General features: G+C 71.3%; 29 protein-coding genes and 1 tRNA gene. 10 read left to right on the forward strand and 20 right to left on the reverse strand.

Translation table 11 applies throughout. From position 1 onward, the window contains the following. Positions 1-23: 23 nt before the first annotated feature. Complete coding sequence (locus tag CXY01_RS07575) at positions 24-785, forward strand: endonuclease/exonuclease/phosphatase family protein (RefSeq protein WP_146926686.1); 762 nt, start codon at positions 24-26, stop codon at positions 783-785. A gap of 65 nt (positions 786-850) precedes the next feature. Here the strand turns inward: CXY01_RS07575 and CXY01_RS07580 are convergent, their stop codons facing one another. Both CXY01_RS07580 and CXY01_RS07585 read right to left on the reverse strand, forming a co-directional pair. Further along, positions 851-2,116 (reverse strand): ABC transporter substrate-binding protein, encoded by a 1,266-nt coding sequence (locus tag CXY01_RS07580; protein ID WP_146926688.1) that lies wholly within the window; start codon positions 2,114-2,116, stop codon positions 851-853. A gap of 240 nt (positions 2,117-2,356) precedes the next feature. After that, positions 2,357-3,043, reverse strand: coding sequence for an ANTAR domain-containing response regulator (locus tag CXY01_RS07585; RefSeq protein ID WP_146926691.1), 687 nt, complete (start codon positions 3,041-3,043; stop codon positions 2,357-2,359). A 124-nt stretch (positions 3,044-3,167) separates the two neighbouring features. Between CXY01_RS07585 and CXY01_RS07590 the strand changes: the two genes are divergently transcribed. From CXY01_RS07590 to CXY01_RS07605, 4 genes are all read left to right on the forward strand, one after another. Next, positions 3,168-4,133 carry an SMP-30/gluconolactonase/LRE family protein gene (locus tag CXY01_RS07590; RefSeq protein WP_146926692.1) on the forward strand — a complete coding sequence of 322 codons (966 nt, stop codon included), beginning with the start codon at positions 3,168-3,170 and terminating at the stop codon, positions 4,131-4,133. Positions 4,134-4,161: 28 nt separating this feature from the next. Further along, positions 4,162-4,235: transfer RNA gene (locus CXY01_RS07595), tRNA-Leu, on the forward strand. 689 nt (positions 4,236-4,924) lie between these two features. Further along, positions 4,925-5,119 carry a hypothetical protein gene (locus CXY01_RS07600; protein WP_146926695.1) on the forward strand — a complete coding sequence of 65 codons (195 nt, stop codon included), beginning with the start codon at positions 4,925-4,927 and terminating at the stop codon, positions 5,117-5,119. Positions 5,120-5,353: 234 nt separating this feature from the next. Next, positions 5,354-6,028 carry a hypothetical protein gene (locus tag CXY01_RS07605; protein ID WP_146926697.1) on the forward strand — a complete coding sequence of 225 codons (675 nt, stop codon included), beginning with the start codon at positions 5,354-5,356 and terminating at the stop codon, positions 6,026-6,028. Here CXY01_RS07605 and CXY01_RS07610 read toward each other — a convergent pair. The 11 genes from CXY01_RS07610 to CXY01_RS07660 form a co-directional block, all read right to left on the reverse strand. Beyond that, a complete protein-coding gene (locus CXY01_RS07610) occupies positions 6,025-6,561 on the reverse strand; it encodes a hypothetical protein (protein WP_146926699.1) in 537 nt (178 codons plus the stop codon). The two genes, CXY01_RS07605 and CXY01_RS07610, sit on opposite strands and share 4 nt — an antisense overlap. Positions 6,562-6,600: 39 nt before the next feature. After that, positions 6,601-7,488: an HK97 family phage prohead protease gene (locus CXY01_RS07615; protein ID WP_146926701.1), complete on the reverse strand. Its 888-nt coding sequence runs from the start codon at positions 7,486-7,488 to the stop codon at positions 6,601-6,603. Beyond that, positions 7,485-7,754: a hypothetical protein gene (locus tag CXY01_RS07620; protein WP_146926703.1), complete on the reverse strand. Its 270-nt coding sequence runs from the start codon at positions 7,752-7,754 to the stop codon at positions 7,485-7,487. Before CXY01_RS07620 ends, CXY01_RS07615 begins: the two co-directional genes overlap by 4 nt. 58 nt (positions 7,755-7,812) lie before the next feature. After that, a complete protein-coding gene (locus tag CXY01_RS07625) occupies positions 7,813-8,010 on the reverse strand; it encodes a hypothetical protein (protein WP_146926705.1) in 198 nt (65 codons plus the stop codon). Between the two features lie 190 nt (positions 8,011-8,200). Further along, positions 8,201-8,560, reverse strand: coding sequence for a hypothetical protein (locus tag CXY01_RS07630; RefSeq protein WP_146926707.1), 360 nt, complete (start codon positions 8,558-8,560; stop codon positions 8,201-8,203). Positions 8,561-8,712: 152 nt separating this feature from the next. Then, a complete protein-coding gene (locus CXY01_RS07635; protein ID WP_146926709.1) occupies positions 8,713-9,099 on the reverse strand; it encodes a hypothetical protein in 387 nt (128 codons plus the stop codon). 28 nt (positions 9,100-9,127) lie between these two features. After that, the gene (locus CXY01_RS07640) at positions 9,128-9,757 is read right to left on the reverse strand and encodes a hypothetical protein (RefSeq protein ID WP_146926711.1); all 630 of its coding nucleotides are present in this window, start codon (positions 9,755-9,757) and stop codon (positions 9,128-9,130) included. Beyond that, the gene (locus CXY01_RS07645) at positions 9,754-10,872 is read right to left on the reverse strand and encodes a DNA methyltransferase (RefSeq protein ID WP_146926713.1); all 1,119 of its coding nucleotides are present in this window, start codon (positions 10,870-10,872) and stop codon (positions 9,754-9,756) included. Before CXY01_RS07645 ends, CXY01_RS07640 begins: the two co-directional genes overlap by 4 nt. 140 nt (positions 10,873-11,012) lie before the next feature. Further along, on the reverse strand, positions 11,013-11,228 hold the full coding sequence (locus tag CXY01_RS07650) for a helix-turn-helix domain-containing protein (RefSeq protein ID WP_146926715.1): 216 nt from the start codon (positions 11,226-11,228) through the stop codon (positions 11,013-11,015). A gap of 253 nt (positions 11,229-11,481) precedes the next feature. Further along, positions 11,482-12,708 carry a tyrosine-type recombinase/integrase gene (locus tag CXY01_RS21390; RefSeq protein ID WP_146926717.1) on the reverse strand — a complete coding sequence of 409 codons (1,227 nt, stop codon included), beginning with the start codon at positions 12,706-12,708 and terminating at the stop codon, positions 11,482-11,484. A 381-nt stretch (positions 12,709-13,089) separates the two neighbouring features. Then, positions 13,090-13,899 carry an S-methyl-5'-thioadenosine phosphorylase gene (locus tag CXY01_RS07660; RefSeq protein ID WP_146926719.1) on the reverse strand — a complete coding sequence of 270 codons (810 nt, stop codon included), beginning with the start codon at positions 13,897-13,899 and terminating at the stop codon, positions 13,090-13,092. Positions 13,900-14,002: 103 nt separating this feature from the next. Between CXY01_RS07660 and CXY01_RS07665 the strand changes: the two genes are divergently transcribed. Continuing rightward, a complete protein-coding gene (locus CXY01_RS07665; protein ID WP_146926720.1) occupies positions 14,003-15,007 on the forward strand; it encodes an NAD-dependent epimerase/dehydratase family protein in 1,005 nt (334 codons plus the stop codon). 10 nt (positions 15,008-15,017) lie between these two features. On the opposite strand, the gene CXY01_RS07670 is transcribed toward CXY01_RS07665, so the two are convergent. Continuing rightward, positions 15,018-16,166 carry a sensor histidine kinase gene (locus tag CXY01_RS07670; RefSeq protein ID WP_146926722.1) on the reverse strand — a complete coding sequence of 383 codons (1,149 nt, stop codon included), beginning with the start codon at positions 16,164-16,166 and terminating at the stop codon, positions 15,018-15,020. Then, complete coding sequence (locus CXY01_RS07675) at positions 16,163-16,882, reverse strand: response regulator transcription factor (RefSeq protein ID WP_146926724.1); 720 nt, start codon at positions 16,880-16,882, stop codon at positions 16,163-16,165. The genes CXY01_RS07670 and CXY01_RS07675 overlap by 4 nt, the downstream gene beginning before the upstream one ends. 133 nt (positions 16,883-17,015) lie before the next feature. Between CXY01_RS07675 and CXY01_RS07680 the strand changes: the two genes are divergently transcribed. From CXY01_RS07680 to CXY01_RS07690, 3 genes are read left to right on the forward strand one after another with little or no spacing between them, the layout of a single operon-like run. Then, positions 17,016-17,678, forward strand: a complete 663-nt coding sequence (locus CXY01_RS07680) for a glycosyltransferase family 2 protein (RefSeq protein ID WP_222594509.1) — start codon at positions 17,016-17,018, stop codon at positions 17,676-17,678. Beyond that, positions 17,675-18,331, forward strand: a complete 657-nt coding sequence (locus CXY01_RS07685; protein WP_146926726.1) for a TIGR04282 family arsenosugar biosynthesis glycosyltransferase — start codon at positions 17,675-17,677, stop codon at positions 18,329-18,331. The genes CXY01_RS07680 and CXY01_RS07685 overlap by 4 nt, the downstream gene beginning before the upstream one ends. After that, positions 18,331-18,960: a class I SAM-dependent methyltransferase gene (locus tag CXY01_RS07690; protein WP_146926728.1), complete on the forward strand. Its 630-nt coding sequence runs from the start codon at positions 18,331-18,333 to the stop codon at positions 18,958-18,960. Before CXY01_RS07685 ends, CXY01_RS07690 begins: the two co-directional genes overlap by 1 nt. Before the next feature lie 7 nt (positions 18,961-18,967). Here the strand turns inward: CXY01_RS07690 and CXY01_RS07695 are convergent, their stop codons facing one another. From CXY01_RS07695 to CXY01_RS07715, 5 genes are all read right to left on the reverse strand, one after another. Further along, on the reverse strand, positions 18,968-19,438 hold the full coding sequence (locus CXY01_RS07695; protein WP_146926730.1) for a hypothetical protein: 471 nt from the start codon (positions 19,436-19,438) through the stop codon (positions 18,968-18,970). Continuing rightward, positions 19,435-20,598, reverse strand: coding sequence for a molybdopterin-dependent oxidoreductase (locus CXY01_RS07700; RefSeq protein ID WP_222594510.1), 1,164 nt, complete (start codon positions 20,596-20,598; stop codon positions 19,435-19,437). Before CXY01_RS07700 ends, CXY01_RS07695 begins: the two co-directional genes overlap by 4 nt. A gap of 69 nt (positions 20,599-20,667) precedes the next feature. Next, complete coding sequence (locus tag CXY01_RS07705) at positions 20,668-21,933, reverse strand: hypothetical protein (RefSeq protein ID WP_146926732.1); 1,266 nt, start codon at positions 21,931-21,933, stop codon at positions 20,668-20,670. A 249-nt stretch (positions 21,934-22,182) separates the two neighbouring features. Next, positions 22,183-23,754 carry a Na+/H+ antiporter gene (locus CXY01_RS07710; protein WP_186813322.1) on the reverse strand — a complete coding sequence of 524 codons (1,572 nt, stop codon included), beginning with the start codon at positions 23,752-23,754 and terminating at the stop codon, positions 22,183-22,185. Between the two features lie 117 nt (positions 23,755-23,871). Beyond that, positions 23,872-24,378, reverse strand: coding sequence for a DUF421 domain-containing protein (locus tag CXY01_RS07715; RefSeq protein WP_146926736.1), 507 nt, complete (start codon positions 24,376-24,378; stop codon positions 23,872-23,874). Positions 24,379-24,654: 276 nt separating this feature from the next. Here CXY01_RS07715 and CXY01_RS07720 point away from each other — a divergent pair, with 276 nt between their 5' ends. Further along, positions 24,655-25,947, forward strand: coding sequence for a cation:proton antiporter (locus CXY01_RS07720; protein ID WP_146926738.1), 1,293 nt, complete (start codon positions 24,655-24,657; stop codon positions 25,945-25,947). The last annotated feature ends 3 nt before the right edge of the window (positions 25,948-25,950 follow it).

Here is a 25,950-nt window from a genome sequence, read left to right on the forward strand (position 1 = left end):
GGTCGACAGGAACAATCGACGGGATGCGACTCGCCACCTTCAACATCCTGCACGCGCGCTCGCTGGCTGACGGGCAGGTGGACCTCGACCGGTTCACCGCAGCCGTGCGCGACCTCGACGCCGACGTGCTCGCGCTCCAAGAGGTGGACCGCGACCAGCCGCGCTCGCACGGCGCCGACCTGACCGTCCTGGCCGCCGAGGCGATGGGCGCCCCGGAGCACCGGTTCGCTGCCGTGCTGCACGGCGAGCCGGGTCTCTGGACGGCCGCCACGGGTGATCAGCAGCCCGCCACCGCGTCCTACGGCATCGCGTTGCTGAGCCGCTACCCGGTGCGCGAGTGGAGGGTGCTCAACCTCCCTGTGCTGCGCCGCAAGGCGCCCGTGCTGTGGCCCGGCAGCCGCTGGCCGGCATTCGTCAGCGACGAGCCGCGCGCTGCCCTCGCGGCCGTGATCGAGGGACCGCACGGCGACCTCACGGTGGTGGCGACGCATCTGACGTTCATCCCGGGGTGGAGCACACGCCAGCTGCGCACGCTCGTCTCGTACGTCGAGCCGCTCCCCCGGCCGCTCATCCTGATGGGTGACCTCAACATCGGCGGCGACCGCCCGGCACGCGTCTCGGGGATGCGCCCCCTCGCGACGGCCACCACCTTCCCCGTGGCGCACCCGCTGCGGCAGCTGGACCACATCCTCGCGGACGGTCCCGTGGAGCCGCTGGGGGCCGCCCGGGCGGTCGACACGGGCCTGTCCGACCACCGCGCGCTCGTCGTCGACGTCTCGTACTGAGCGGACATGCCGGAGGCCGGCGCGGATCGCTCCGCGCCGGCCTCCGGTCCGTCGTGCAGGCGGGGTCAGCCGACCTCGCCGAACTCCGACTTGGTGAACGTGTACGTGTTGTCCGCGCCGAAGGTGTAGACGCCGATGTAGGCGGACGACGGGTCGTTGTCCGCGTTGAACGGACCGACACCCGACTGGGCCTCGTAGTCGATGTCCTCACCGGCGTCGAGCAGCTCGACGCACTCCTCGAACGTGGCGCACTTCTCGCCACCGTCGGCACCGGAGACCGCAGCCATGTTGGCCTGGATGGTCTCGCCGTCCGTGGCGCCACCCTTCACGGCCGCGAGGGCCGCGAGGATCGTCGCGTCGTAGGACTCGGCCGCGTAGGAGAAGTCCGTCAGACCGTCGTTGATCTCGAGGAGCCGAGCCTGGAACTCGTCGCTCGGGTAGGCACCGGGCAGCGTGCCCTGGGCGCCCTCGAGCAGGCCGGCCTCGAACTCGTCACCGAACTGCGTGAGGTTGCCGTCGACGAAGTAGACCTTCGACATGTCGTAGCCCTGAGCGGCGAGCTCGGAGACGATGAGCGGCGTCTGCGTCGTGAACGCGATGATCGCGATCGCGTCGGGGCTCGTGGCGAGCGCACCGCTGACGATCGTGTTGAAGTTCGTCTCGTTCGGGTCGAACTCCTGGCCGGCGGTCCCGTAGGCCAGCGTGGCGCCGGCTTCCGTGACAGCCGTCTCGACGACGTTGCGCAGCGAGGTGCCGTAGTCGTCGTTGAAGACGATGACGCCGGGGTTCACGGCGCCGTCACCCAGGATCAGGTTGGCGAGAGCCGCACCCTGCACCGTGTCCGGCGGAGCGGTCCGGAAGTAGAAGTCGTTGTAGCCCGAGAGGTCGGTGGCCGTGTTGGCCGGCGAGATCTGGACGATGTTCGCGCCCGTGATGTCGTCGATCACGTTGCGCGTCACCGAGGACGACGCCGCACCGATGATGACCGAGACGTCCTGGCTGATGAGGTCCTGGACCGACTGGGTGGCGACCTCGGCGTGCTCGGCGTCCGAGGAGTCCGTGTGCTCGACCTCGACGTCCGTCCCGAGGACACCGCCTGCGGCGTTGATGTCCTGGACCGCGAGGTCCACGCCGGCGATCTCGGGCGGGCCGAGCTGGGCGAGCGAACCGGTCTGCGGGAGCAGGGTGCCGACGATCAGCGGGCTGCCCGAGTCGGCGCTGGCGCCGTCAGTCGCGTCGTCGCCGCTGTCGCCGGAGCTGCAGGCGGCGAGGACCAGCGCTGCTGCGCCGGCCAGGGCCGCGGCCCGAACTGCGTGTGTCGAACGAATCATGCGTGGTACCCCTCTGTGAAGTACTGCGATCCGCGGAGCCCGGTAGGGCCCCTGCAGGTATGGCGCGAAAGTACTCATTGTTTGTGTCCGCGATGTGAATCGACATGTCTCAGAGCGGGTTGTTGCCGAGTTGTGACCAACCAGTAACTATCGAACTGGACGCTTGACCGACAAATCCGGGGGTCCCGGACATGACGAAGGCCGCCCCGACGTGCGTCGGAGCGGCCCTGTCTGCGCCCGTCAGGACGACGCGCCACCCACCTGCTCGATGACCGCGTCGGCCACCTCGCGCATGGTCAGACGGCGGTCCATCGACGTCTTCTGGATCCACCGGAACGACTCCGGCTCCGAGAGACCCATCTTGGTCATGAGCAGACCCTTGGCCCGGTCCACGCGCTTGCGCGTCTCGAACCGCTCCGCCAGGTCCGCAACCTCGGACTCCAGCGCCGTGATCTGCGCGTAGCGGGAGATCGCGATCTCCACGGCGGGGAGCAGGTCCGCCGGGCTGAACGGCTTGATGACGTAGGCCATCGCCCCGGCGTCGCGTGCACGCTCGACGAGCTCCTTCTGGGAGAACGCCGTCAGGAGCACCACGGGAGCCAGGTGCGCCTTGCCGATGCGCTCCGCGGCCGAGATGCCGTCGAGGACGGGCATCTTCACGTCCATGACCACGACGTCGGGCTTGAGCTCGGTGACCAGCTGCACCGCCTGCTCACCGTCGCCGGCCTCGCCGACCACGTCGAAACCTGCGTCACGCAGCGTCTCGACGACGTCCATGCGGATCAGCGCCTCGTCCTCGGCCACGACCGCGCGGCGCGCCGCACGGGCCGGGGCGGGGGTCGTCGGCTCGCCCGTCGGAGCGGGAGTGCTCAGGTCGAGGGCGTCGGGGGCCGCCTCGGTGGGTTCGGGGGTCGCGTCGGTGCTCACGTGCACAGAGTAGTGGCCGCTGCCGCTCGCTTCCCATCGGTTGCCCCTGTGAGGCAGCCCACGCAGTGCCGGCATCAGGGCGCGGACGTAGCCTCGAGAGACCGGATCCGCGCGAGGAGGCCCGATGATGCGCAGCCACCGACTCGTCCGGGCGGCGTTCGCCGCCCTGCTCCTGATCGGCGTCACCGTCCCCACGGCCAGTGCCCACGACACGCCGACGGAGTACCTGCTCGACCCCGCGGGCACCGCGGCGCAGGACATCTACCCGGAGGGCATCGCCGCCCGCGGGGACACCTTCTACGTCGGGAGCACGACCGACGGGACCGTCTACCGCGGTGACCTGCACTCCCCCGTCGCCACACCGTTCCTCCCCGGCGGCGCCGACGGCCGCACGAGCGCGGTCGGCATGAAGGTCGACGGTCGCACGCTGTTCGTCGCGGGCGGCGCCACCGGTCGCGTCTTCGCCTACGACGTCCGCACGGGCGATCTCACCGGATCCTGGCAGGTCGAGCAGACCGGCGCGCCGACCTTCCTCAACGACATCGCGGTCAGCCCGCGCGGCGACGTCTACGTCACCGACTCGCTGCGGCCCACGCTCTACCGGATCTCGCACCACGACCGCCGCACCACCGCGACAGAGACGCTGCCGACCTTCCTCGACTTCACCGGAACCGCCCTGACCTACACCACCGGGTTCAACGTCAACGGCATCGTCGTCACGCCCGACGGCCGGTACGCCGTCGTCGCCCAGTCCAACACCGCCACGCTGTTCCGGGTCGGGCTGCGCGACCGGAGCGTCACACCCGTCGCCGGGGTGAGCGTCGCGGGCGACGGCCTCGTCCTCGCCGGACGTACCCTCTACGCCGTCGAGCGTCAGGGCGACGTCGGGTACGTCGTCACGGTCGCCCTCGACCGGCGGTCGACCAGTGGCACCGTCGTCTCCCGCACCACCGACCCCGGGTTCGACGACCCGACCACCGCGGCGCTCGTCGGGCGGTCCCTGCTCGTCGTGAACAGCCAGTTCGGCGAGCGCGCCGCCGGCGAGGAGCCCGGACCGTTCACCGTCAGCCGGATCCGCGCACCGAGGTGACGTTCGTGCCGGGCTATCCTGCTGCACGGCCCCGATAGCCCAACCGGCAGAGGCGTTCGGCTCAAACCCGATCCAGTGTGGGTTCGAATCCCACTCGGGGCACACGTCTGACCTGCAGGAATGATCGAACGTTGCGCACACGTTGCGCAAGCGCGAAAATGCTTGGTTCGGCACACGTCTGACGCTGTCCGCGCCGTTCTGACGTCTCGTGGTCGGCGCTCCCCCGTACCGTCCGGCGCATGGACTACTCGCAGTGGATACGCACGCACGGTGACCCACCCGTGCCGACCCCGATCGAGCCGTACCGGTCCGCCACGGTGCGCAGCGATCTCTACTCCGGCGAGACCGTGGGCATCCCCGTGGTCGTCGTCTCGCGAGCACCCGCACCACCGTCCCCGGCGGAGTGGTTGTGCGTCCGGCCGACGATCGGCCCTGATCGGCATTGGCTCGCGTGGGTCCCAGCGGATCGTGTGCAGTCGAGATGACCGTGCAGGGGCGTACACCATGAGTCGTGACACAGTCGCCGGACACTGTCACCCAATCGGGTGAAGAATGACACGGTTGTGATCTTTGTCGTAGTAGCGCCGGGTTTTCGACCACCCCGCCGGTACCCTGGAGATGCACGAACGCCCCGGTCGACGAACGTCGGCCACTAGGGCAACGGTCGACCGGGGTCGTTTGCGGTTCTTGGGTGAACGCTTTCGACTCTAGCGCCGTGGCAGTCCTCGCCGTCAACCCGTCGGCGTGAACTGCTACGGCGTGTCGGCCGCGTGTAGATATGGATCACTGCCGTGGCAGACCTGCAGAAGCCCGGAGAGCGGGCACCCCGATCGGGTCAGTACGAGATCGTCGGTCCTCGTGGTGGTGACGCTGGAGGGCGCGAGCGGACGGTGACGCGGGGCGAGCCCCTGCCGCCTACGCCGCAGTCCGGTCAGCGGTACCGCATGTCGGACCCGACGAACAACGGGTCGGGCAAGAAGAAGTAGCACCGCGACCCGTGCCGGGCGGCGCACAACCGCGCTGCCCGGCACTGGCGTCTGATCTTGAGGGTGCGCTGCTCGGAGACGCGGAGTCGCCCGAACGGCATAGACCATGCGCGATCGTGTGCACGGCTCCCAGATCGCCACCGGTGAGCCCACGACGGCGACGTGCCGGCGTCGTCACCCGGACGCGTCGGCGATCCGACCCGTCGTGTCGGCCGGACCCACTACGTTCGGCCCATGGTTCGTAAGCCGCGCCGGGAGATGCGCCCACTCCGGATCGTGATGCGTGACGCCGCGCTGGACGCGGCCGCACGGCTCGACGGCCAGGCATGGGTGCAGGCCGCCGACGGCATGGGGTGGGTTCGGCGTCGTCGCGTCGTGTTCTCCGACCGGGACATGCTTCTGAAGCTCATGTACGCGCTCAGTGAGGTGTGCGGCGGGACGCCCGTCACAGTGGGGAACCGCAACCAGAACCCTCTAGGCCCTCCGTACGACGACGCAGTCGATGCGATCACGACCGCCGCGCCCGGCGACCGTTCGGTCATCGTCATCAACGGGACGTGCAGCGCCACTCCCGGAACCATGGGGTTGGGCTGGCACATCTATCTCACCGCCGAGCGACACCACATGTTCCCCAGGCTGTCCAGCACCGGTGACATACCCGACAAGGACGAGATCCTGCGGAGACTGATGGCAGAGGTCGACAGGTTCACCGTCCCCGCGCCACGGCGACTCCGGTCGAACGCCCCGATCATCGAGAACATCTCCATGCAGGACGCGAACCAACGCGCCCATGACGCAAAGATCGCATCGCGCGCTGCACGCGTCGGTGGGTGGTGGGGTGCGCTCGGCGGCGGCGTACTCGCAACGATCGTGGCGATCGTCGCGGCGATCGCCCAGCGTCCGACCTAGTCAGCCCAGGCGTGCGGCACCCGCACCTCGAGCCCGCCCGCGATCTCCAACGCCAACGCCGACGGACGCACCCGCTCCACCGTCGTGAACTCGACCGCGTACTCCCACACCCGCCGCGCATCCTCTACATCGCCGCGCGACACGAGCGTGCGGAACCGCCGCGACCAGAACGGCTCACCCGGCAACGCCGCCACCAGTGGACGCGTCGGCGGCGGTGCAGCATCCGCCACCGCCTGCGGCACCCGCGCCGCATCCCGCTCCCGACGACGAGCCCGCTGCGCCGACATCGAGCACGCATGCGAGCAATACCGCGCCAGGTGGTGCGCCCGCACCACGTCCAAATCGACCACGCACCCCGCCCGCGCGCACACACGCGCCGACGAGCTCGTGGGCGCGAACGCCGACATCGCGTCCCGGCCGTCGCCACGGTCCGACGCCGATCGGCTCACATCGGACGACATCGCCGACCTTTCATCGATCTCCGTGAATGTGTGTGTGGAAAACCACGGCGCGGGCTCATGCTCGATCCCCACCAGAAAAAGACGGCCCCCTACTTGGTCAAGCGTTGGCAATCACGTGGGGTACTTCTCGCGCATGAGTCGGTCGTACTCGCGTTGCCATCGGTCCCACCCGCGTTGGTCGCGTGGCCGGTGGTCGAGGAGTTCGGCCATGCGCTGGTCCCACGTGGCGGCGGCGCGGTGCATGCCGTGCTGCGCGTCGATGATGGATCGGATGCGTGGGCTCGGTTCGGTGGTGCCGATGTCGGCGGGCTGCACGTACTGCTGCCAGCGCTCGCCGGCGGCGGCGAGGCGGTCGGCTTCCGCGAGGATCTCGCGTCGGCGTTCCTGTTCCTGGTGGTCGGCGATCTGCTTGTCGAGAATGAACCGTGCCCCGTACCCGCCGTGCACCACACGGTCGGCCTCGTCGAGTATCGGGTTCACGGGTGGTGGGGTGGGTGGCTTGGCGATCTCCAGGACGCGGCTGCCGGGGACCGCGCCCTGCCAGACGAGCGACGCCTCTCGGACGCGTGCTCCGCGTCGTGTGACGGTGGGTAGTCCGTTGCGGGTGGTGGGTCGGGTCCAGATGTCGTGGTCGTTGTTCGGTGTGAACGCGACGGACGCGGCGGAGTGCAAGCCTTCGCGGACGAGTTCGCGCGTGTGCGCCTTGGCGGACGTGGACCCGACGAGCCGCCCCCAGCCTTCCAACCCGGCGTCGGTCGGCTTGATCGTGGTGAGCACCCCGACGGCGCGTGCGGCGTCGTGCGCGACCAGCAGTCGTGTCCTGGTGGCGGTCACGGGCTCGAATGAGTCCGCGTCCCACTGCTCCCGGTAGAGCATCACGGTCCCGTCCGGTGCGCGGTCACCCACGGTCGCGGTGCCCCAGGCGGTGATGAGCACGTGCACGTCGTCGGCTTCGAGCTCGACGCGCGGCAGCGGCATCTCGGCCGCCGTCGTGGTCATGGTCGTGCGTCCCGCGTGGTGGCGTTCTTGGCGTTCTCGGCGACGACCGGTGCGGCGATGTCGAGCGCGGTCGTGATCCTGCCGCCGTCCCGGTGGCGCACGTACAGCCGTTCCTCCCCGGCGTGCTGGCGGCGGATGACTTCCCCGGCGGATGCGCGTGCGGCGCGTGCTCGGACGTCGTCGATGCTGGTGTCGGCGGGCATGGCGAGTGCGGCCAGCCAGGGTTCGGCGGCGAGCACGTCGGCGGGGATCTGCAGGCGTGGCATGGGGTGCGCCTCTCGTCGGCGGGTGTCATGCGGCGCACCGTTGCGCTTGCGTGACAGATTAGCGGTCGTCCTCACCGGTGGTCAGACGCGCGTCGATCGCGGCCGGACACGTGATCTCGTGTGCCCATGTGGACGCGTACGGGTGGCCGTTGCCGTCCATGTGGAGGACACCGGGCAGTTCGCGGCAGGTGCACATGCCGAGCATGACGACGGTGTCGACGACGAACCGTTGTGTGGGTTCGGGGATGAGGCTCATCGGCGTCGTCGTGCTCGTCGTCGCGCTTCGGAGACGGTGGCGTCGGTGCCGTCGCGGCGGACGGTGCGCAGCAACGCCTCGAGCCGGTCCCCGGTGGTGCGGGTCGCGCCGCACATGGGGCACCGGTCGGTCGTGGCGTCGTTCCGTATCCACCGGTGGCTGCACGGCGGTCGGTCGTCCGTGGTCACGGTCATGGCGCGTTCTCCTCGGAGTCGTCGACGGCAATGAGCTCGGAGCGGCACGCCGAGCAATTCGTGACTGGGTAGGAACCGTGACCGGGCAGTGGGCATCGGTCGAAGTGGATGGTCCGGCCGGGGTCCTCGCCGCCGCTCTGCGCGACCGCGTCCCACCACGGCCCGTGCTCCGACAGTCGGCGGGGGGTGGCGGTGGCGGCGTCTGCGGCGACGTAGGCCAGTGCGACGGCGAGATCCCGGAACGGACGGCGTGCGTGTTCGCGGGTGAGGAACGTCAAGATGCTCTGGACCGGCCAGTCCGGTCTGAGCACGTTCGCCGCTCCGGCGAGCAGTTCCAGTTGCTTCGCGGTGGGCATGCCAACACCAATCCGATCGGGTCGCGCGCGGTCAGGAACTAGACGGTTTGGACTTGGTCTCCATGTGTCTTAGGGGGAGGGAAAGGGAGGGTCCGGCGTGGCCGGACGGTTCGCCGACTGTTGGCCGACGGTTGGTGATGGTCGATGACGGTTCAACCGTCCGGCGACGCTGGACGGTTTGGCTGGGTCCAACCGTCAGACGACGCCGGACGGTTGGGCGTCATCGGTTTTGGAAGATCGAGCAGGTACGTCGTCCTCATTCGGCCGCGCGAGGCGTCCTTGCGGGCCAGCAGAGCGGGCCGAATGTCGGTCGGCGCGCACAACTGGTTGATCAGCTCGATCACGGACGAGCGGTGCATCCCCGTCCACGCGGCGAGTTGCTCGGCACCGGGCTTGTCGGTCTCGCCGTCGAACGAATCGCACGCGAGAACCAGCAGCAGGAGGCGCTGTCCCTGTGTCACCCAGTTCGGTGGCAGCGCCGCGACGCGGGCCACGGCAGGGCGAGCACCGTCAACCACGAGCGGACCGATGTTCGTCATGTCGGACGCCGTGCGAGGCATGCGCGGGTCACGGCAACGCCTGCCACACCATGAGTTCGTCGATGAGATGGCGCGCGGCCGTCAGGTTGTCACGCGCGAGCGCGCGCGCAATCTGTGGCGGGTCGAGTTCGTCGGGACCGAACTCCGCCATGAGTGCGTCGATGTCGGCGTATCCGCCGTACGCGCCGACCGTCTGCACGGCGCGGCAGATCCCCGTGTACAGGTCCGACCGGGCCTGCCGCTCGGCGTCGGCGCGCTCGCGCTCGGGGTCGATGACGGGCGGCCGGCGGGGCAGACGCGATCCATCTGGATCAATCCGCGTGTCGGCGTGAGCGTCCGGAACGACGGCCGGTGATCCATCTGGATCGCTCACGTCTCGTTGAACGGTGGCCTGACCGACGCCGAGCACGGCGGCGGCTTCACGCTGCGACAGACCTTCGCCGCCCTGGTCCACGGGCGCGACGAGCTCGCGTGCCGCTTCGCGCCGCTCGTCGATCTCGACGCGCACGTACCCGCCGATCGAGCGCACCCACTCCTGCGTCGACATGCCGAGCGCCGCCGGGACGCCCATGCGCTGCGCGAGCAGCACGAGCCGCCACCCGCCCGTCATCGACTGCCCGAGCGCGGCCGTCCACTCCTCGGCGTCGTCGCGGTTCACGGGATGACCGCCCCGCCGAGATCGGACCCGAGCCACCGGCGGTTCATCGACTGCGCGAACGCGCCCCACGCCGCCGTGCCCGCGAACGGGTCCACGATCAGGTCGCCGGGGTCGGTCAGCGACTCGATCAGACCTTCGATCTGCGCGACCGACTGCGCCCACCGGTGCGTCGTCTGGTCCGGCGGACGCTCGGACTTGATGACGTCGTTCAACATGCGCGGGTGCACGCGGGTGCCGCCGTTGACGAACCAGAGAATCGGTTTCCACCCGACGAACACGCCGACGCCGGGGATCGCGGGTGTCGGCGACCCCTGCAGGAGACAGATCGTCCACCAGTACCGCAGGTGCTCGGCCATGTTCGGGATGACCTCGTGCAGCGTCGACTGCCCGGCGTACGCGATCAGCGATCCGCCGGGCTTGAGCACGCGCGCGGCGAACACGGCCAGGTCCGTGTACAGCGGCACGGCGCGCCGCCCGTATGGCGGGTCGGTCAGGATCAGGTCGACCGATCCGGGCTCGAGGTCGGCGAACACTTCCCGGAAATCGCCGATCCGAACCGGTGCCCGGTAGGTCGGGGCGGTGTCGTATTCCTGGCGTTGCGCGGCGAGCTCATCCCGCCGCCGCTCGGTCCGGTATTCCTTGAGGGTGAGCGGCCGCTTGTCGTATTTGCGTGGCCGAACCTTCCCGTCGCGGCCCACGGCGCCTTTCGGCAACTTATCGGGACTGATAAGTTGCTTGGCATTCCAGACCGTGCCGTAACTGACGCCGAGCGCCTTCGCGACTGCCGTCAATATCATTCCTCGTTCGACCACCAGAATCTCGACATGCGCGCGCAGGACGTCCCTCGTCATGTGCCGGCGGACCAGGTTCAGTTCGGCGGCGAGACGCATCGCGTGCTCGTCGTCATCGACGACGACGACCATCGACTCGCATGGCACACCGAGCTCGGAGGCGATCCGGATGCGGTGGTGCCCGTCGATGATCCGGCCGTGCTGGTCTACGAGTACGGGCACCTTCACCCCGAACTCGGCGATCGATGCGCGCAGCGCCGCCTCGGTCGCGGCGTCGAGCGTGGGCATGAGTTGGAACGGTGCGGAGTCTTCCTGAAGTGACATGCTGGTTCCCGTCGGTGGTCATGGTCGTCCGCAGACAACGGAGTCGGGGTGCGTGAGCACCCCGGCTCTCGTCGAGTCGGGGGGCGCTTGGGGGCTGTGGCCGTCATGAGACGTCGCGCTCGGCCGTGTCCTCGTTCACGTCAGCCCCGAGCACGTGTCCCCACGTGCCGGACCGAGACGGGTTCCAGGAGCGCGTCGAGATCCGACCGCCGGAAGCGGACCACCCGCGATCCGATCCGGTACGCGGTCAACTTGCCCGCGTCGACGAGCCGGTCGAGCGTGCGCGGTGAGACGTCGAGATACGCGGCACTGTCGAGCCGTCGCACCCAGGTCGTGTCGTTGAGATCGTCATTCATGGGAACGTCCCCGCTCTCTGATTGTTGGCCGGTCCAGGCTCAATCCATCACGAGATCGAGGCCGGAACAAGAGACGCCGTGCGTCGCTGTGAAAGTCTCCGCGGGACTACCGGTGGCACCGTCCGCGCATTACAGGCCTGCAAGGTCTTGCGGCGATCTAAAGCGGCTTTAAGCGGTTTTTTGCCGACAACGCAGTACGGCTCCCGAGACAAGAAATGTCCGGGAGCCGTACTGGAGGAATCTCACATCGTGGTCAGCCGGTGGCGTCCTTCACGACGCGCAACCTCTGCGTCTTGCCGACGAGCGCGGACAGCGCGGCGGCGAGATCGCGGTCCCGCTCGGTCGTCGCGTGCTGGTATCGCATCGCGGTCGAGGGCGTGCTGTGTCCGGCACGGGCCTGAAGTTCGGCCACGGTCGCGCCGGTCTGCGCGGCGAACGTGAGCCCCGTGTGTCGTAGCCAGTGGAACCGGAACGTCGTCGGCAGGCTCGTCTGCTCGACGGCGCGCTTGAAGATCGTCGCGAACGTGTTCTGGTGCAGGTGCTCAGACCCGAACGGTGTCGCCGGGAACAGGAGTGCGTCGTCGTCGGCCGCGACGAATCGGTCCATGTGCTCGACCACGTCCTGAGCCACGTGTGGCGGCAGAGCGACTACGCGCTCCCCCGCAGTCGTCTTGGGCGGTCCGACGTGCGCGCCGGTCTTGTCGAACGTGACGCCTCTCGCGATCCGGATGCTCGACGTCGTCACGTCGCCGCGCCGCAACTCCAGAACCTCCCCGTTCCGCATCGACGCCCACGTGCCGAGCGCGACGGCGAGCCGCAGCCGTTCCGGCATTGCGGCGGCCAGTTCGTCGAGTTGCTCGACGGTCGCGGTGTAGACCTTCGTCGCGGGCTCGACGGAACCGGCACCACGCATGCGGCACGGGTTGCTCGTGAGCATCCCGTCCGCAGTCGCGTCGGCGAGCACTGTCCGCAGGAACGAGTATGTGCGGGCGCGGACCGTCGGCCGTGTGGGGTCGAGCGTGCGCCACCACGCCGCCACGGCCTCGGGCGTGAGCCGGACGACCGGCGTCTTGCCGAGCGTCGGTGCGATGTGGTGGTCGAGATAGTGCCGGTAGACGCGCATGGTCGACGGCCGCAGCGGAGATCCGGACTTTGACAGCCGGGTGTCTAGCCACCGCTCCGCGTACTCGGTGAGGGTCGTGCGGTCGGCGAGCACCTTCGGCGGGAGCGTGACCCCGTCGACGATGTCGACACGCTGCCGAGACAGCCACGTCGCCGCCTCTGCCTTCGTGTTGAACGTCGCCGGCGCGGTCACGTACGCGCGCGGCTTGCTGTTGGGCACCTGGTAGCGGGCGCGCCATCTGCCGCTCTTTAGTTTTGTGAGCTCGCCGAAGCCGGACCGTTTCACCGGGTGGGTTTCCTCTCCACACTGCACGCCGCGTTGCGCAGGCGTTGCGCAAGCAAAGTCTACGCCAGTCATCGAGCGGCAACGAGTGTCGAGTATCCTCGCAGATCAACCGTTGTTTCTGACGTCGAGAGTCACCATCAGACGTCATGCACGTGTGGGTTCGAATCCCACTCGGGGCACGTTGTCGCACTGCAAGGCGGCAGGCGAGCCGGGGACGTCTCGCCTCGACAACACATGCTTCCGCACGGGGACAGAGCCGGGCTGCGGTGCGGCCAGCCACAGCGACGAGCGAGTCATGGCAGCCCTCAGGCGTGCCGACCTGTCAACCGGACGCACGCCCGGCTCGCTCGTCCAGCCCCCGGGGTGGACGACGTCGGTTCGCGTTGGCGGTGAGCCGCGGACGCCGTTTCTCCACCCAGGAACGTGGCCAGCCGAAGCACGACAGACGACCTGTCAGGGGAGCTCGAACGGTAGCGTCAGTCCGTCGAGGGCGTGCCGGCAGATGCACTCCTCCTCGAGCGGGAGCGCCTCGACGAGGTGCTGGAGAAGTATCCGCAGTCGGTCGACGCTTCGCGCGAACTCTGCCAGGACTGCCTGGTGCGAGACCGCGCCGGACGCCTCGACACCGGCGTCGGCGTCGGTCACGACGGCGAGGCTGGTGTAGCACAGGGCCAGCTCACGGGCGAGCGCCGCCTCGGGCATCCCCGTCATCCCGACGACGGTGCCACCGGCCGCGGCGTTCCTCCGTGACTCGGCACGCGTGGAGAACCGGGGGCCCTGGATCACGACCAACGTGCCGCCGTCGACGACCGGCATGGCAGGGTGGGGCAGAGAGACGGCCACGTGACGGCCCTGGGGGCAGTAGGGGTCCGCGAAGCCGACGTGCACGACTGCCCCGACCTCGTCGTAGTACGTCGACGCGCGCCCCCAGGTGGTGTCGACCACCTGGTCCGGGACGACGAGCGTGCCGGGTGGGAGGTCGGCGCGCAGAGCGCCCACCGCCGAGGGAGCCAGGACGCGGCGCACGCCGAGCGAGCGCAACGCCCACAGGTTGGCCCGGTAGTTGACGCGGTGCGGGGCGAACCGGTGGTCCGCACCGTGGCGCGGCAGGAACACCACCTGCCGGTTCCCGAGCCGGCCGACCACCGGAGGATCGCTGGGTTCGCCGAACGGGGTATGCACTGGCACGTGTTCCGCGTCGTCGAGGAGGCGGTAGAGGCCGGAGCCTCCGAGGATGCCGACGGGCGACGCGCTGCTGACCATGCGATCGACCGTAACGGGCCGTCCGGACGGAGGGGCGGTGCCCATGGGATCCGTCAGCCTCCTGTCATGCACCGGGTCTCGCAGTCCGGGGCATGCTGGCCGGATGCGCATCCTTGTCACCGGCGGAGCCGGGTTCATCGGTCGGCCCACGGTCGCGCGGCTCATGGCGGACGGCCATGACGTGGCCGTCGTCGACCTCGTGCGTCCGGACGCGCCACTGTCGGGGGCGCACCTGGTCGTGGGCGACGTGCGGGACGAGGAGACGCTCGTCCCGGTCATCACAGGTGCGGACGTCGTCGTGCACCTGGCAGCGAAGGTCGGGCTCGGTGTGGACGTCGACGACATCGTCGACTACGTCTCCTCCAACGACCTGGGCACGGCCACGCTGCTGCGCGCGGCGCACGGTGCAGGCGTCGGTCGAGTCGTGTTCGCGAGCTCGATGGTGGTGTACGGGGAGGGCGCGTACGACTGCCCGGACCACGGCCGCGTCGCTCCGGGGCCCCGGCGGCTGTCGGACCTCGAGGCGGGAGTCTTCGATCCTCGCTGCCCGCGGTGCGACGCCGTACTTGTCCCCACCGTGGTGACCGAGGACGCGCCCCTCGATCCGCGCAACGTCTACGCCGCGACGAAGGTCCATGGCGAGCACCTGCTGCGGGCGTGGGCGCGGGAGACCTCCGGTGGAGCGTTCGCACTGCGGTTCCACAACGTCTACGGGCCGGGGATGCCCCGTGACACGCCGTACGCCGGGGTGGCCTCCCTGTTCCGGTCGGAGCTCGCTGCGGGACGGGCGCCACGGGTGTTCGAGGACGGCGCCCAGCGTCGGGATTTCGTGCACGTGGACGACGTCGCCCGGGCGGTCGTCGCGGCCGCGACGGCGGAACCCGGTCCCGGGCTCGTCGTCCCGCTCAACGTGGGCTCCGGCGCCGTGACGACGGTGGGTGGACTGGCACAGGCGCTGGCGGACACTCTCGGCGGGCCCGCACCGGTCGTGACGGGCGAGTTCCGGATCGGTGACGTCCGGCACGTGACCGCCTCGTCGGACCGTGCCGCGCAGGTGCTGGGCTGGACGACGCAGATCGGGCTGCGCGCCGGCCTGAGGACCTGCTGACCGGCTGCACTCAGTCCTGGAGCACCGTGGCGGTCGTCTGTCCCGGTGCTGGGAGCCGGACCTCGAACAGGCATCCTGCGTCGGTGGGCTCGACGTCGACCCGGCCGCCGTGTGCCGCGACGACGGTCTCGACGATCGCCAGCCCGAGCCCGGTCGAGCCGGTCTCGCGTCGCCGTTCGCCATGGGCGCCGCCGCCCTGGAACCCCTCCTCGAACACGTGCGCGCGTTCCTCGGCCGGGATGCCCCCGCACGTGTCCTCCACGGCAACACGCACCTGCCCGTCGTGCCGGTAGCCGGCGACACGCACCGTCCCGCCTCCCCCGCTGCTCCGCACGGCATTGCCGACGAGGTTGTCGAGGACCCGGGCGAGCTCGTCGGGGCGTCCCATCACCTCGAGCCCGGGCTGGACGTCGACGACCAGGGTGACGTCCTGGGCGACCGCCGCCGGCGCGGAGTGGGCGAGCACGTCGGTCAGGACCGTGCTCAGCTCCACCATCTGCGGCCGGCGGGAGGGTGCCGGCCCGTCGGGGCGCGACAGGTCGGTGAGGTCGTCGATCATCCGGCCCATCCGCTCCACGGCGGCACCGATGCCGAGGTAGGCGGTCGTGGTGTCCGTGATCACGCCGTCCTTGAGGCCCTCGATCGTCGCGCCGACGCCGGACAGCGGTGATCGCAGATCATGCGTGACGAAGGCAACGACCTGCCGACGCGCGGACTCCAAGGCGCGTTCCCGCTCCCGCGACGCCTCGAGCCGTCCACGGGTTCTCGCCAGCTCGGACGAGAGTTCCGCAAGCTCAGCCGTCACGGGGGATGCTGCAGGAAGACGCGCCCCGGTCCCGAGGCCGCGGGCCTGCGCACCGACTGCACGGACGTCGGCCAGGACGAAGCGCCCGAGCACGACCGCCAGGACGACCGCAGGCAGGGACGACAGGCCGAGGACCAGGCGCGCGACCGCGGCGTCGTGCTCCGAGAGAAACATCGCCCCCACGTTCACCCAGACCGCCAGTGCGACGACGGCGACCGGGACGAGGGCCGTCACCACCATCGCGGCGACGAGGGACACGCGGCGCACCCGGTTGACGACGAGCGCGCCGACCACCCCGACACCGACGGCGCACAGTGCGGTCATCCCGGCGATGAACCAGAGGTCCCGGCTCATCTCGAGGCCTCGGCCAGTGACGCCGTCAGCTCGTCGGCGGTGCCGAGCCGGTAGCCGGTCCCCCGCACGGTCGTCAGCAGCGTCGGCTCCGACGGGTCGGGCTCAAACTTCCGGCGGAGGCGTCGGACGTGCACCACGACCGTCGAGTCGTCACCGAAGTCCCAGCCCCACACCCGACGGAGCAGCTCGCGCGTGCCGAACGTCGCCCCTGCGTGCTGTGCCAGGAAGAGCAGCAGGTCGAACTCGCGCGGGGCCAGCACCTGCTCGGACCCGGCCAACGAGGCCGACCGAGTGGACGGTTCCAGCGTCAGCGGGCCGACGGTGACAGGTCGCAGGCCGTCTCCGGGATGGATGTCACCTCGCCGCAGCAGGGCGTGCACGCGCAGGACGAGCTCACGCGGACTGAAGGGCTTGGTCAGGTAGTCGTCGGCACCGAGCTCGAGTCCGACGATCCGGTCGTCCACGCTGCCCAGCCCCGAGAGCAGGACCACCGGGGTCCGGTCGGCATCGGACCGCATCCGGCGCAGGAGATCGAGCCCCGAGACGCCGGGAAGCCGCACGTCGAGCACCACGGCATCGGGCCGGGTCTCCCGCCAGAGGCGTTCGCCCTCGCGAGCGTCGCCGGCGACGCGGGACCGCACACCGTCCGCCTCCAGGTACGCGGCCACGCTGCGCGCCACGAGCTCCTCGTCGTCGACCACCAGCACACTGGGCATGGTTGTCACGCTAGCCCGCGTCCCGATGTGCGGCGGACCCGAACCGGCCTGGGGAGCCGTGCGGAGCGGATCCGTCATCGAACGGTCATCACGGCCGCGCCCGCCGGTCGGCGGAGCCACCTAGCGTGGACGGGTGACACATGGCGACCCGACGGTGGACCTGGTGCTGCCCTGCCTCGACGAGGCGGCCGCGCTCGCGTGGCTCCTCCCGCGGGTGCCGCCTGGTCTGCACGTGATCGTTGTCGACAACGGGTCGACCGACGACACCGCCGCAGTCGCACGCGAGCTCGGCGCTCGGGTCGTGCGCGAGGACCGCCGTGGGTTCGGAGCGGCCTGTCACGCAGGCCTGCTCGCCGCGACCGCGGACGTGGTCGCGTTCATGGACGCGGACGGCAGCCTCGACCCGCGCCAGCTGCACCGTGTGCTCGACCCGCTGCTCGAGGGGGCCGACCTCGTCCTGGGGCGCCGGCGGCCCACGTCTGGGGCCGCCTGGCCCTGGCACCTGCGCGTCGCGAACAAGGTCCTGGTCCGCCGACTGGAAGACCGTACCGGAGTGCGTCTGGGGGATCTCGGACCGATGCGAGCGGCCCGCCGGGCGGCGCTGCTGGAGCTCGACCTGCACGACCGGCGCTCCGGATACCCGCTGGAGATGGTCGTCCGCGCGGCGGACGACGGCTGGCGGATCACCGAGGTTGAGGTCGACTACGGGCTCCGCACCGGCCGCTCGAAGGTGACCGGCACACCCCTCGGCGTGATCCGCGCGGTGCGCGACATGTCCGCGGTGCTGGCGTCATGACTGGCCCGGCCGAGCCCGCACGGACGGTCGTGCTGCTCGCCAAGGCACCCGTTGCCGGGCGGGTCAAGACGCGGCTGCACAGCGCGTTCAGCCCGGTCGACGCGGCGACGCTGGCCCAGGCCGCGCTCGAGGACACCCTCGCCGCGATGTCCTCGACCTCGGCGATCCACCGGGTCGTCGCCCTCGAGGGAGATCCCGGCCCATGGCTCCCTCCGGGTTTCGACGTGGTGGCGCAGCCGCAGGGCGGCCTCGGTGTCCGGTTGGCTGCCGCCTTCCGGGACATGCTCGAGCGCGCGGGGCACTCCCCCGCCCTGTTGGTCGGGATGGACACCCCCCAGCTCGGGGCTCCCCTCGCGGCCGTCGACTTCGCCGACTCCGACGCCGTCCTCGGGCTGACCGACGACGGAGGCTACTGGGCCATCGGGTTGCGAGAGGCGGACGACCGCGTCTTCGACGGAGTGCCGATGTCGACGGCCCTGACCGGAGCGACCCAGCTCCGTCGGCTCCGAGACCTCGGGCTCCGGGTGCGGCTCCTCCCCCGGCTTCGCGACGTCGACGTGCCCGACGACGCGCGCGCGGTCGCACTCGCCGCGCCCGGGACGCGGTTCGCGGCGGCGTGGCGGCGCCTCGCCGACGACGGGGCGCCGCACTGATGCGCCCGCACCCGATGACGCTCTACGAGGCTGCGCTCGACGGAGAGCCTGTCGTCGCCCTGGGATCGGGCGGCATCGTCGCGCTCGCCGTGGCGCGCTGGAGGGACGAGCCGGACGCCATCGACGACCTGATGCTGGCGCGGTGCGAGGCGCCCGTCCTCGACGTCGGCTGCGGCCCGGGTCGGCTCGTCGGCGCCCTGAACGCCCGCGGCGTCCCGGCTCTCGGGATCGACATCTCCACCCGTGCCGTCCAGCACGCGCGCCGTCGAGGGGCGACGGTCCTGCGGCGTGCCGTCGAGCACCAGGTCCCGGGCGAGGGCCGCTGGGGCACCGTGCTGCTCGCGGACGGGAACATCGGGATCGGCGGCGACCCGGCGGCGCTGCTCGACCGGTGCCGCAGGTTGCTCGCCGCCCGGGGCCTCGTCCTGGTGGAGACCGACGTCGACGACGACGCCGACGACACCGCGCCGCTGACGCTGCGCCGTTCCGACGGGCGGACGAGTCGTCCGATGCCGTGGGCGCGGACCGGCGTGCACGCCCTCGTGCGGCTCGCCCCTCGGTGCGGGTTCGACGTCCAGGAGCGGTGGCACCTGCAGGGTCGGACGGTCGTCGCGCTGCGGGCGCTCTGAGGGCCGGTCAGTCGACGTCCTCGCGCGGCCGGAGCTCGGGGTCCGCGGGGTCGCGTCCCCGCGCCGGGCCGCGCGCCGTGCCGACGGCCGCGCCCACCAGGACGGCCAGGACCAGGACCGCCGTCGCGACGACGAGAGAGGTCGTGAGCGGCACGGGAACCACCGACGGGTCACGTCGGACCCCGGCGGCCACGACGATGACGGCGGCGAAGATCGCCAGGACCACCGCACCCAGAGCCCCGGCCCGCAGCGCCGGACGCCAGCCCACGGGCACCCTCGGCAGGACGAGCGCACCGAGGACCACCGCAGCCGGTGCCAGCACGACGTCGTGCACCGCGACCCCACCGGCCAACCAGAGCAGGACGGACGGCCACTGGCCCTGCGGCACCGACGTCAACCCGACGACGACGCCGACACCGATCAGCACCACTCCGGCGCCCATTAGGACCAGACGCCCGGTCGTCCACGTCTCGGTCATGCCGGGACGACCTCGATCCGGTCGAGCCACTTGGTCTGCAGGACGCCCGGCCGGTTGGGCGCGATCAACCGCGCCGGATACCCGTGGTCGACGTGCAGGGGCTCACCGCCGAGCCGGAGCGCGACGACGCTGTCGGGGTGCCGGGCGTAGGCGCCGGGCAGCACGGACTCGTTGTACGAGCCGGCTTCCTGCAGGCTGACGAACCGGACGTCGGCGTCGTCCCGGTCGCTCACGGCGGCGACGAGGTCGGCGACCCGCACCCCCTGCCACGTCGCGGTGGTGCTCCAGCCCTCCACGCACGCGATCGGGAGGACGACCGTGACCTGAGGCATCGCCTCCAGGGCGGCGCGAGAGAGCCGGACGGTGCCGCCCGGTCCACGGACGGTGAGCCGCCAAGCGGGATCGGTCGCGCGGTCGAGCACGCCCGCGCCCCGAGCCGTGCGGTTCACGGGCACGCCCTGGACGCCGACCCCGGCCTGGCGGGGCGAGAGGACCGCCGCCCCGGACAGCGGCGTGACCGTCTGCCCCACGGTCAGCGCGGTCAGGCCGAGGACGGTCACCGCGATGCCCGCCAGGAAGCCCCGTCGTGTCGGCCCGTCGTGATCGCCGTCCACCTCCTGATCGAGCGGACGCCGCAGCGCGGCAGCGATGGTCGGGAGCTTGACCGCGACGTGGATGACGACCGATCCCACCAGCACCCAGGCGACGGCGAAGTGCACCCGCACGAACGAGAACGACCACGGGTACCACTGGAAGATGTTGAGCAGGCCGGTGACCAGCTGGAAGATCGCGGTGGCGACCAGGACGGCCACCGACCCCCGCTCCAGCAGGTGCAGTGGACCGCGCAGCCGTGGGCGCTGGAAGAGTGCCGGGTAGGCGGCGTACAGCTTGGCCAGCAGCAGCGGCAGGGCCGCCAGACCGGCAGCGACGTGCAGACCCTGGCTCAACCGGAATCCCCAGGCCGGCAACGGCGAGAACGGGAGCCAGGCGACGGGATGCTGGTGCAGGTGCGACACCAGTCCTGTGACGAACGCCGTGCCGATCGCCGCGGCCAGCAGGACCCCGACCCGTGCCACGACCCGCGGGTCGTGCACCGGGGACCGGAAGTCCGCCTGGGACGGCGGCTGCCGCCGGAGGTCGCTGAGCCGGGTGCGGGCCACACCTCGACACTAGGTCGGTGGCTGTACGACCGACCGGCTCACGCGATGACGGCTACCTGACGGTCCGCGTCACCACGGCGAGACCAGCACGATCTGCAGTGCGATCGTCGCGGTCGCCTGCGCGACGAGCCACCACCGCCTGTCCGCGAGCGTGGCTGCCACCGGCAGCACCCAGCACGCGAGAGGGAGCCAGATGCGCTCCACCTCTCCGCGCTCCACGCCGGACAGGGCACCGACGAGCGCCGCGCCCAGAGCGACGACCACGAGGAGCTGGACGGCCCGCGGCAGGAGACGCAGACCCACGAGTCCGCCGACGCCGGCCGGGCCGACGACAGCCCCGAGCAGGACCAGATCGGCGACCAGGAAGTACAGGTAGGGCCGGTCCGCGGCACGGCCCAGCGTGGATGCCACGTGGGTGACGGCGATGCCGTCCCACAGCCAGAACCCGGCCGCCCCCCAGGCGGCCGCGGAGGCCAACACGACGGCGCCGGCCACGACGGTAGGAGCCCACCGCCTCGTGACGAGCCAGACGACCAGAGCGAGCGCACCCATCGGCAGCAGCCCGTAGGACAAGAACGGGCACAGACCGAGGACGAGCCCCGCGGCGAGGGCCCACGGCCATGAGCGCCCCTCCCGGGTGGAGGCGATGGCCAGGAGCGCGACGCCCCACGCCAGGACACCCGCGAAGAGCGCGTCGGCCGACGTCGCCAACCAGAGCGCCGCCGGTGCGAGCACGACGGCCGGCAGGGCGCGCCGCACCGTCGCCTCGCCGTGCGTGCCCGCGAGAGCCCGCACCGTCACACCTACCGCCACGAGCGAGCTCGTCCCCACGACCACGACCAGCGCCGCCATCCACCACTCGCCGCCCAGCCCCAGGCGGTCCAGCCCGCCGAGCAGCATCGGTAGGCCAGGTGGGTGGCCGCGCACGTGCACCGGGTAGCTCAGGACGCGATCGGTGAAGGTGCGCAGGAACTCGCCGGGATCCTGGGCCACCAGGGGCACGACCGCCAGGTAGTCGTTCTTGTCCGTCAGCGGCGCTGCGATCGCGGTGAGACCGTCCGTCGCGGCGAGCAGCACGGCGAACGCGGTCAACGCTCCCCACCCGGCCAGAAGAAGGGGACGCCAGCCTGCGGCGCGCGCGAGGCGAGGTCCCTGCAGGACGACGAACGCGGCGACGAGCACGGCGAGGACGGTGCCGATCGACACGCGACCGTGCAGATAGCCGATGAACGGCGGCGCGCTCCCGTAGGTGACGACCGCTCCGCGGTCCGCGAGGGCGAGCCCCGCGGCCCAGAGGACGCCGAGCGCCACCAGCCACAGTCCGACAGCGAGCACGGCTCGTCGCGTGGCGAGCACCGGTGCTGCTCGCCCTGCTTCGGCAGTGCCTGGCGGCCGTGGTCCCACACGCTCACCCTGGCACGTCGTGACCTCCGTCGACATGACGGCCGGGTGACGGCGCCGCGCCCACGGGCACCCACCCGGTCGGTCCGCGATGGATGCCGGGCGGTGACCGCAGCGGGCGACGCAGATGCCGACGACGGCGGCCTGGGAACCGATCGCACCCTCGACCGCGGGAGATCTGCGCTACTCGAGCTGGCGCAGGGCGCGGCGCTCGACCTCGTCGAGGAGGTCGTCGGCAACCTCCGGGGTCACGTCCCCCCGGGCTCGTGCGTCCAGGACGACGGCGCGCTCGACCCCGCTGACCGCTCGCAGCAGTGCGCCGACGGCGTCGTCGTCGCCGGTGTCGGAGTCGTCGTGCGTGCTCCCCCGCCGGGCCGTGCCGATGGCCTCCTGCGCAGCCAGGTATCCCTCGTACTGGAGCCGGACGGCGTGCCGCACCCGGTCGGGGTAGGCGGCACCCGTCGCACCGTCGAGGGCGTCGAGAACGGCGCCGGTCGCCCGGCGGCGCAGCGTCCGTCGCTGGTCGTCCCCGTCCGCCGCGGAACCGACGTGCAGTCGCTTCACCAGGGGCGCGAGCGTGAGGCCCTGCAGGACGAGCGTGACCAGCACCGTGACGAGGGCGATCACGATGACCGAGTCCCTGCCCGGGAACGGCTCACCGGTCGACGTCGCCGCGGGGATGGCCAGGGCGGTCGCGACGGTGACGACGCCTCGCATCCCGGCCCACGAGGTCACCACCGACTCCCGTCCTCCGACCGGCACGGCGACCGGGACGCCGCGGCGTCGACGGAAGAGCGCGGTCGCGCCCAGCACCCACGCGAAGCGCACCGCGATGAGCACGACGCAGGTCCACCCGGCCAGCGCGAGCGCCGAGGTTCGGTCGGGGCTCGTGCCCAGGATCTCGGTCAGCTCGAACCCGATGAACACGAACACCGTGCTGGTGATGAGGTAGTCCAGGTAGCGCCAGACCGCGCGACCGAGCAGCCACCCCTCCGACGTGAGGGAGTGATGGGCATAGGTCCGCAGGTAGAGGCCCAGCGTCAGGACCGCGAGCACGCCCGAGCCGTGCAGCTGCTCCGCGCCGAGGTAGACCGCGAACGGGACCGCGATCGTCACCGTCGTCTCGGCGGCGGCCGCGTGCAGCCGCGCCAGCGCGAACCGGGTGAGCACCGCCGCCGCCAGGCCCAGCCCGACCCCGACGCCCACCGCGAGCACCAGGCTGAGGCCGAGCTCGCCGGCGGTCACGGCTCCCGCGACGACCGCGGCCACGGCGACGTTGTAGAGGACGAGCGCGGTGGCGTCGTTGAACATGCCCTCGCCCTCGAGGATCGTCACGAGCCGCCCGGGGAGGCGCAGCCGGCGCGCGACCGCCGTCGCCGCCACCGGGTCGGGGGGTGCGACCACGGCCCCGAGCACGGCCGCCACGCCCCACGGCATGCCGGCGGCGTGGGCCAGGACCGCCACGGCGGCCGCGCTCGCCAGCGTCAGCCCGACGGCGAGCAGCAGGATCGGACGGGCGTTCTCCCGGAACTCGCGTGCGGTCGCGCGCTGGGTCGCGGCGAACAGGAGCGGGGGCAGCACCAGCGGGAGGATGAGGTCCGGCTCGACGGAGAGGTGCGGCACACCGGGGATCAGCGGGACCGCCAGCCCGAACACGGTGAGCAGCACCGGGAACGGGACGCGGAGGCGGTCCGCGAGCGGTGTGAGCACGACGATGCCTGCGACCAGGACGGCGATCAGGAGCTCCGACGACACGTGCGACCTTTCTCGGTGGTCCGGGCGGGGGTCCGGCCGGAGCGATAGGGGAACTCTCGTCCACCGGCGGTCAGGGCACGGTGGAAGCAGACGTCGACAGCCTCCGGTGCACGGTTTCTACCGGTCGTCGGGCTCGAGGGCGGTCGCGTCGCCCAGGGCGCTCGCTCGGATGACGCTGAGGGTGCCGTCCGTCTCGAGCACCACGCGAGCGACCTGGTCCAGACCTCCCTCGCCACTGCCGCGCACGGCCTGACGCACCTCCGCGGCGGTGAGACGCTGCGTCGCGATCGCCTCCTGGTCCAGCACGCCGTCCCGCAGCACGGTGGCCGGGGCCGCGGTCACGACCGACCGGCCGGGCCCGAGGAGAGAGGTGCTCCAGGACACCAGCAGCTGCAGGAGGACGAGGACGAGCATGGCGGTGACGCCCTCGGCCCAGGCGACGTCCGGGCTGAGCAGGATCGTCGCCAGGGTGGAGCCGAGGGCGACGGTGACCACCAGGTCGAACGCGTTGAGCTCGGCGAGCGTGCGCTTGCCGGAGAGACGGAGCACCACGACGAGGGCCACGTACGCAGCCGTCCCCACCACGACCACCCGCAGCACGTCGGCCCACGCGTCGAAGAACATCTCCGACTCCTCCCGGTTCGAGTCCCTCCACTGTGGGCGCACATCACCTCGTCGGCCAGCGCGCCCCGGGCACCGCCCTGCGCCGTGGACGCCTGTGCCGCGTGCGGTCGCCCGAGAGCGGGTGGCCGGCTCAGCGACGCGCAACCATCGGGGACGGCGTACGTCGCGACGGACCAGGGCAGGCGGGCGCCTGGCCCGGGCACCCGGTGACGCGCACCCTGGTGCAGTCCGAGCGCCCACCGGGCTCCGCCGTCGTCGCGCCCGTACGGTGTGCTGGTGTTCGCTGTCGACGGCCCAGCCGCGATCTTCCTGGCGGTCGGCCTGGCCACGTTGGCTGCGGCCGTGCTCCCGCGACTGCTGCGCCGTGCGCCGATCTCGATGCCGGCCGTGTTCCTCGCAGCAGGTGCCCTGGGTTTCTGGCTCCTCCCCCAGCTCCCCGACCCGAGCCCGACCGACCATCCCGAGATCGCGCTCCACCTGACGGAGATCTGCGTGATCGTCTCGCTGATGGGCGCGGGCCTGGCGATCAACCGCCCTTTCGCGTGGCGCACCTGGGGCACGACCTGGCGCCTGCTGGCGATCACCATGCCGCTGTCGATGATCGCCGTCGGGGTGATGGGGTGGGCGGGCCTCGGCCTCGGTGCCGCGAGCGCCATGCTGCTCGCCGCGGCGGTCGCCCCGACCGACCCAGTACTTGCGACCGAGGTCCAGGTGAGCGAACCGGTCGACGAGCCGGGGACGCAGGACGACGAGGCCCGCTTCGCCCTGACCTCGGAGGCGGGCCTCAACGACGGCCTTGCCTTCCCTTTCACCTATGCCGCGATCGCCGTCAGCCTCTCGGGTCTGGCGCCCGGGGGCTGGCTCGGCCGCTGGGTCGTGCTGGACGTCGTGTGGCGGCTGGGCGTGGGCGTCGCGATCGGGTTCCTCGTGGGGTGGTTGCTCGGCCGCCTGTTCTTCTCCTCCGTCGCGGAGAGGCTGCGGATAACCGAGCACACGCAAGGCTTCGTGGCGCTCGCGGCGACGTTCCTCGCCTACGGCACGGCCGAGCTCGCGGAGGGGTACGGGTTCGTCGCGGTCTTCGTGTGCGCGGTCACCTTGCGCGGGACGGAGCGCGAGCACGAGTACCACAAGGTGCTGCACGCGTTCGTCGAGCAGATCGAGCGGCTGCTGACCGTTGCCGTCATCGTGCTGGTGGGTGGAGCGGTCGCGCGCGGGGCGTTCACCGAGCTCGGCTGGGCAGAGGTGGGAGTCGTCCTGGCATTTCTTCTGGTGGTCAGACCGCTCGCGGGATGGATCGCGCTGCGCGGTGGCCGGACCGGGCCGCGGGAGCGTGCGGTGGTGGCGTTCTTCGGCGTGCGCGGGATCGGGTCGCTGTACTACGTCGCCTACGCCGTGCAGGAGGGCGAGTTCGCGGACGCCGACCGGCTCTGGGCGATCACCGGCCTGGTGGTTGTCGGATCGGTGGTGATCCACGGCGCGGCGGCCACTCCCGTCATGCGCGCGCTCGACCGTCGCCGCGAGCGACGTGCAACGGCGGTGGGCGACGACGTCGCCGAGACTCCCGTCTGACGC

The sequence above is a fragment of the Cellulomonas xylanilytica genome (assembly GCF_007989805.1).
GTDB lineage: Bacteria > Actinomycetota > Actinomycetes > Actinomycetales > Cellulomonadaceae > Cellulomonas > Cellulomonas xylanilytica.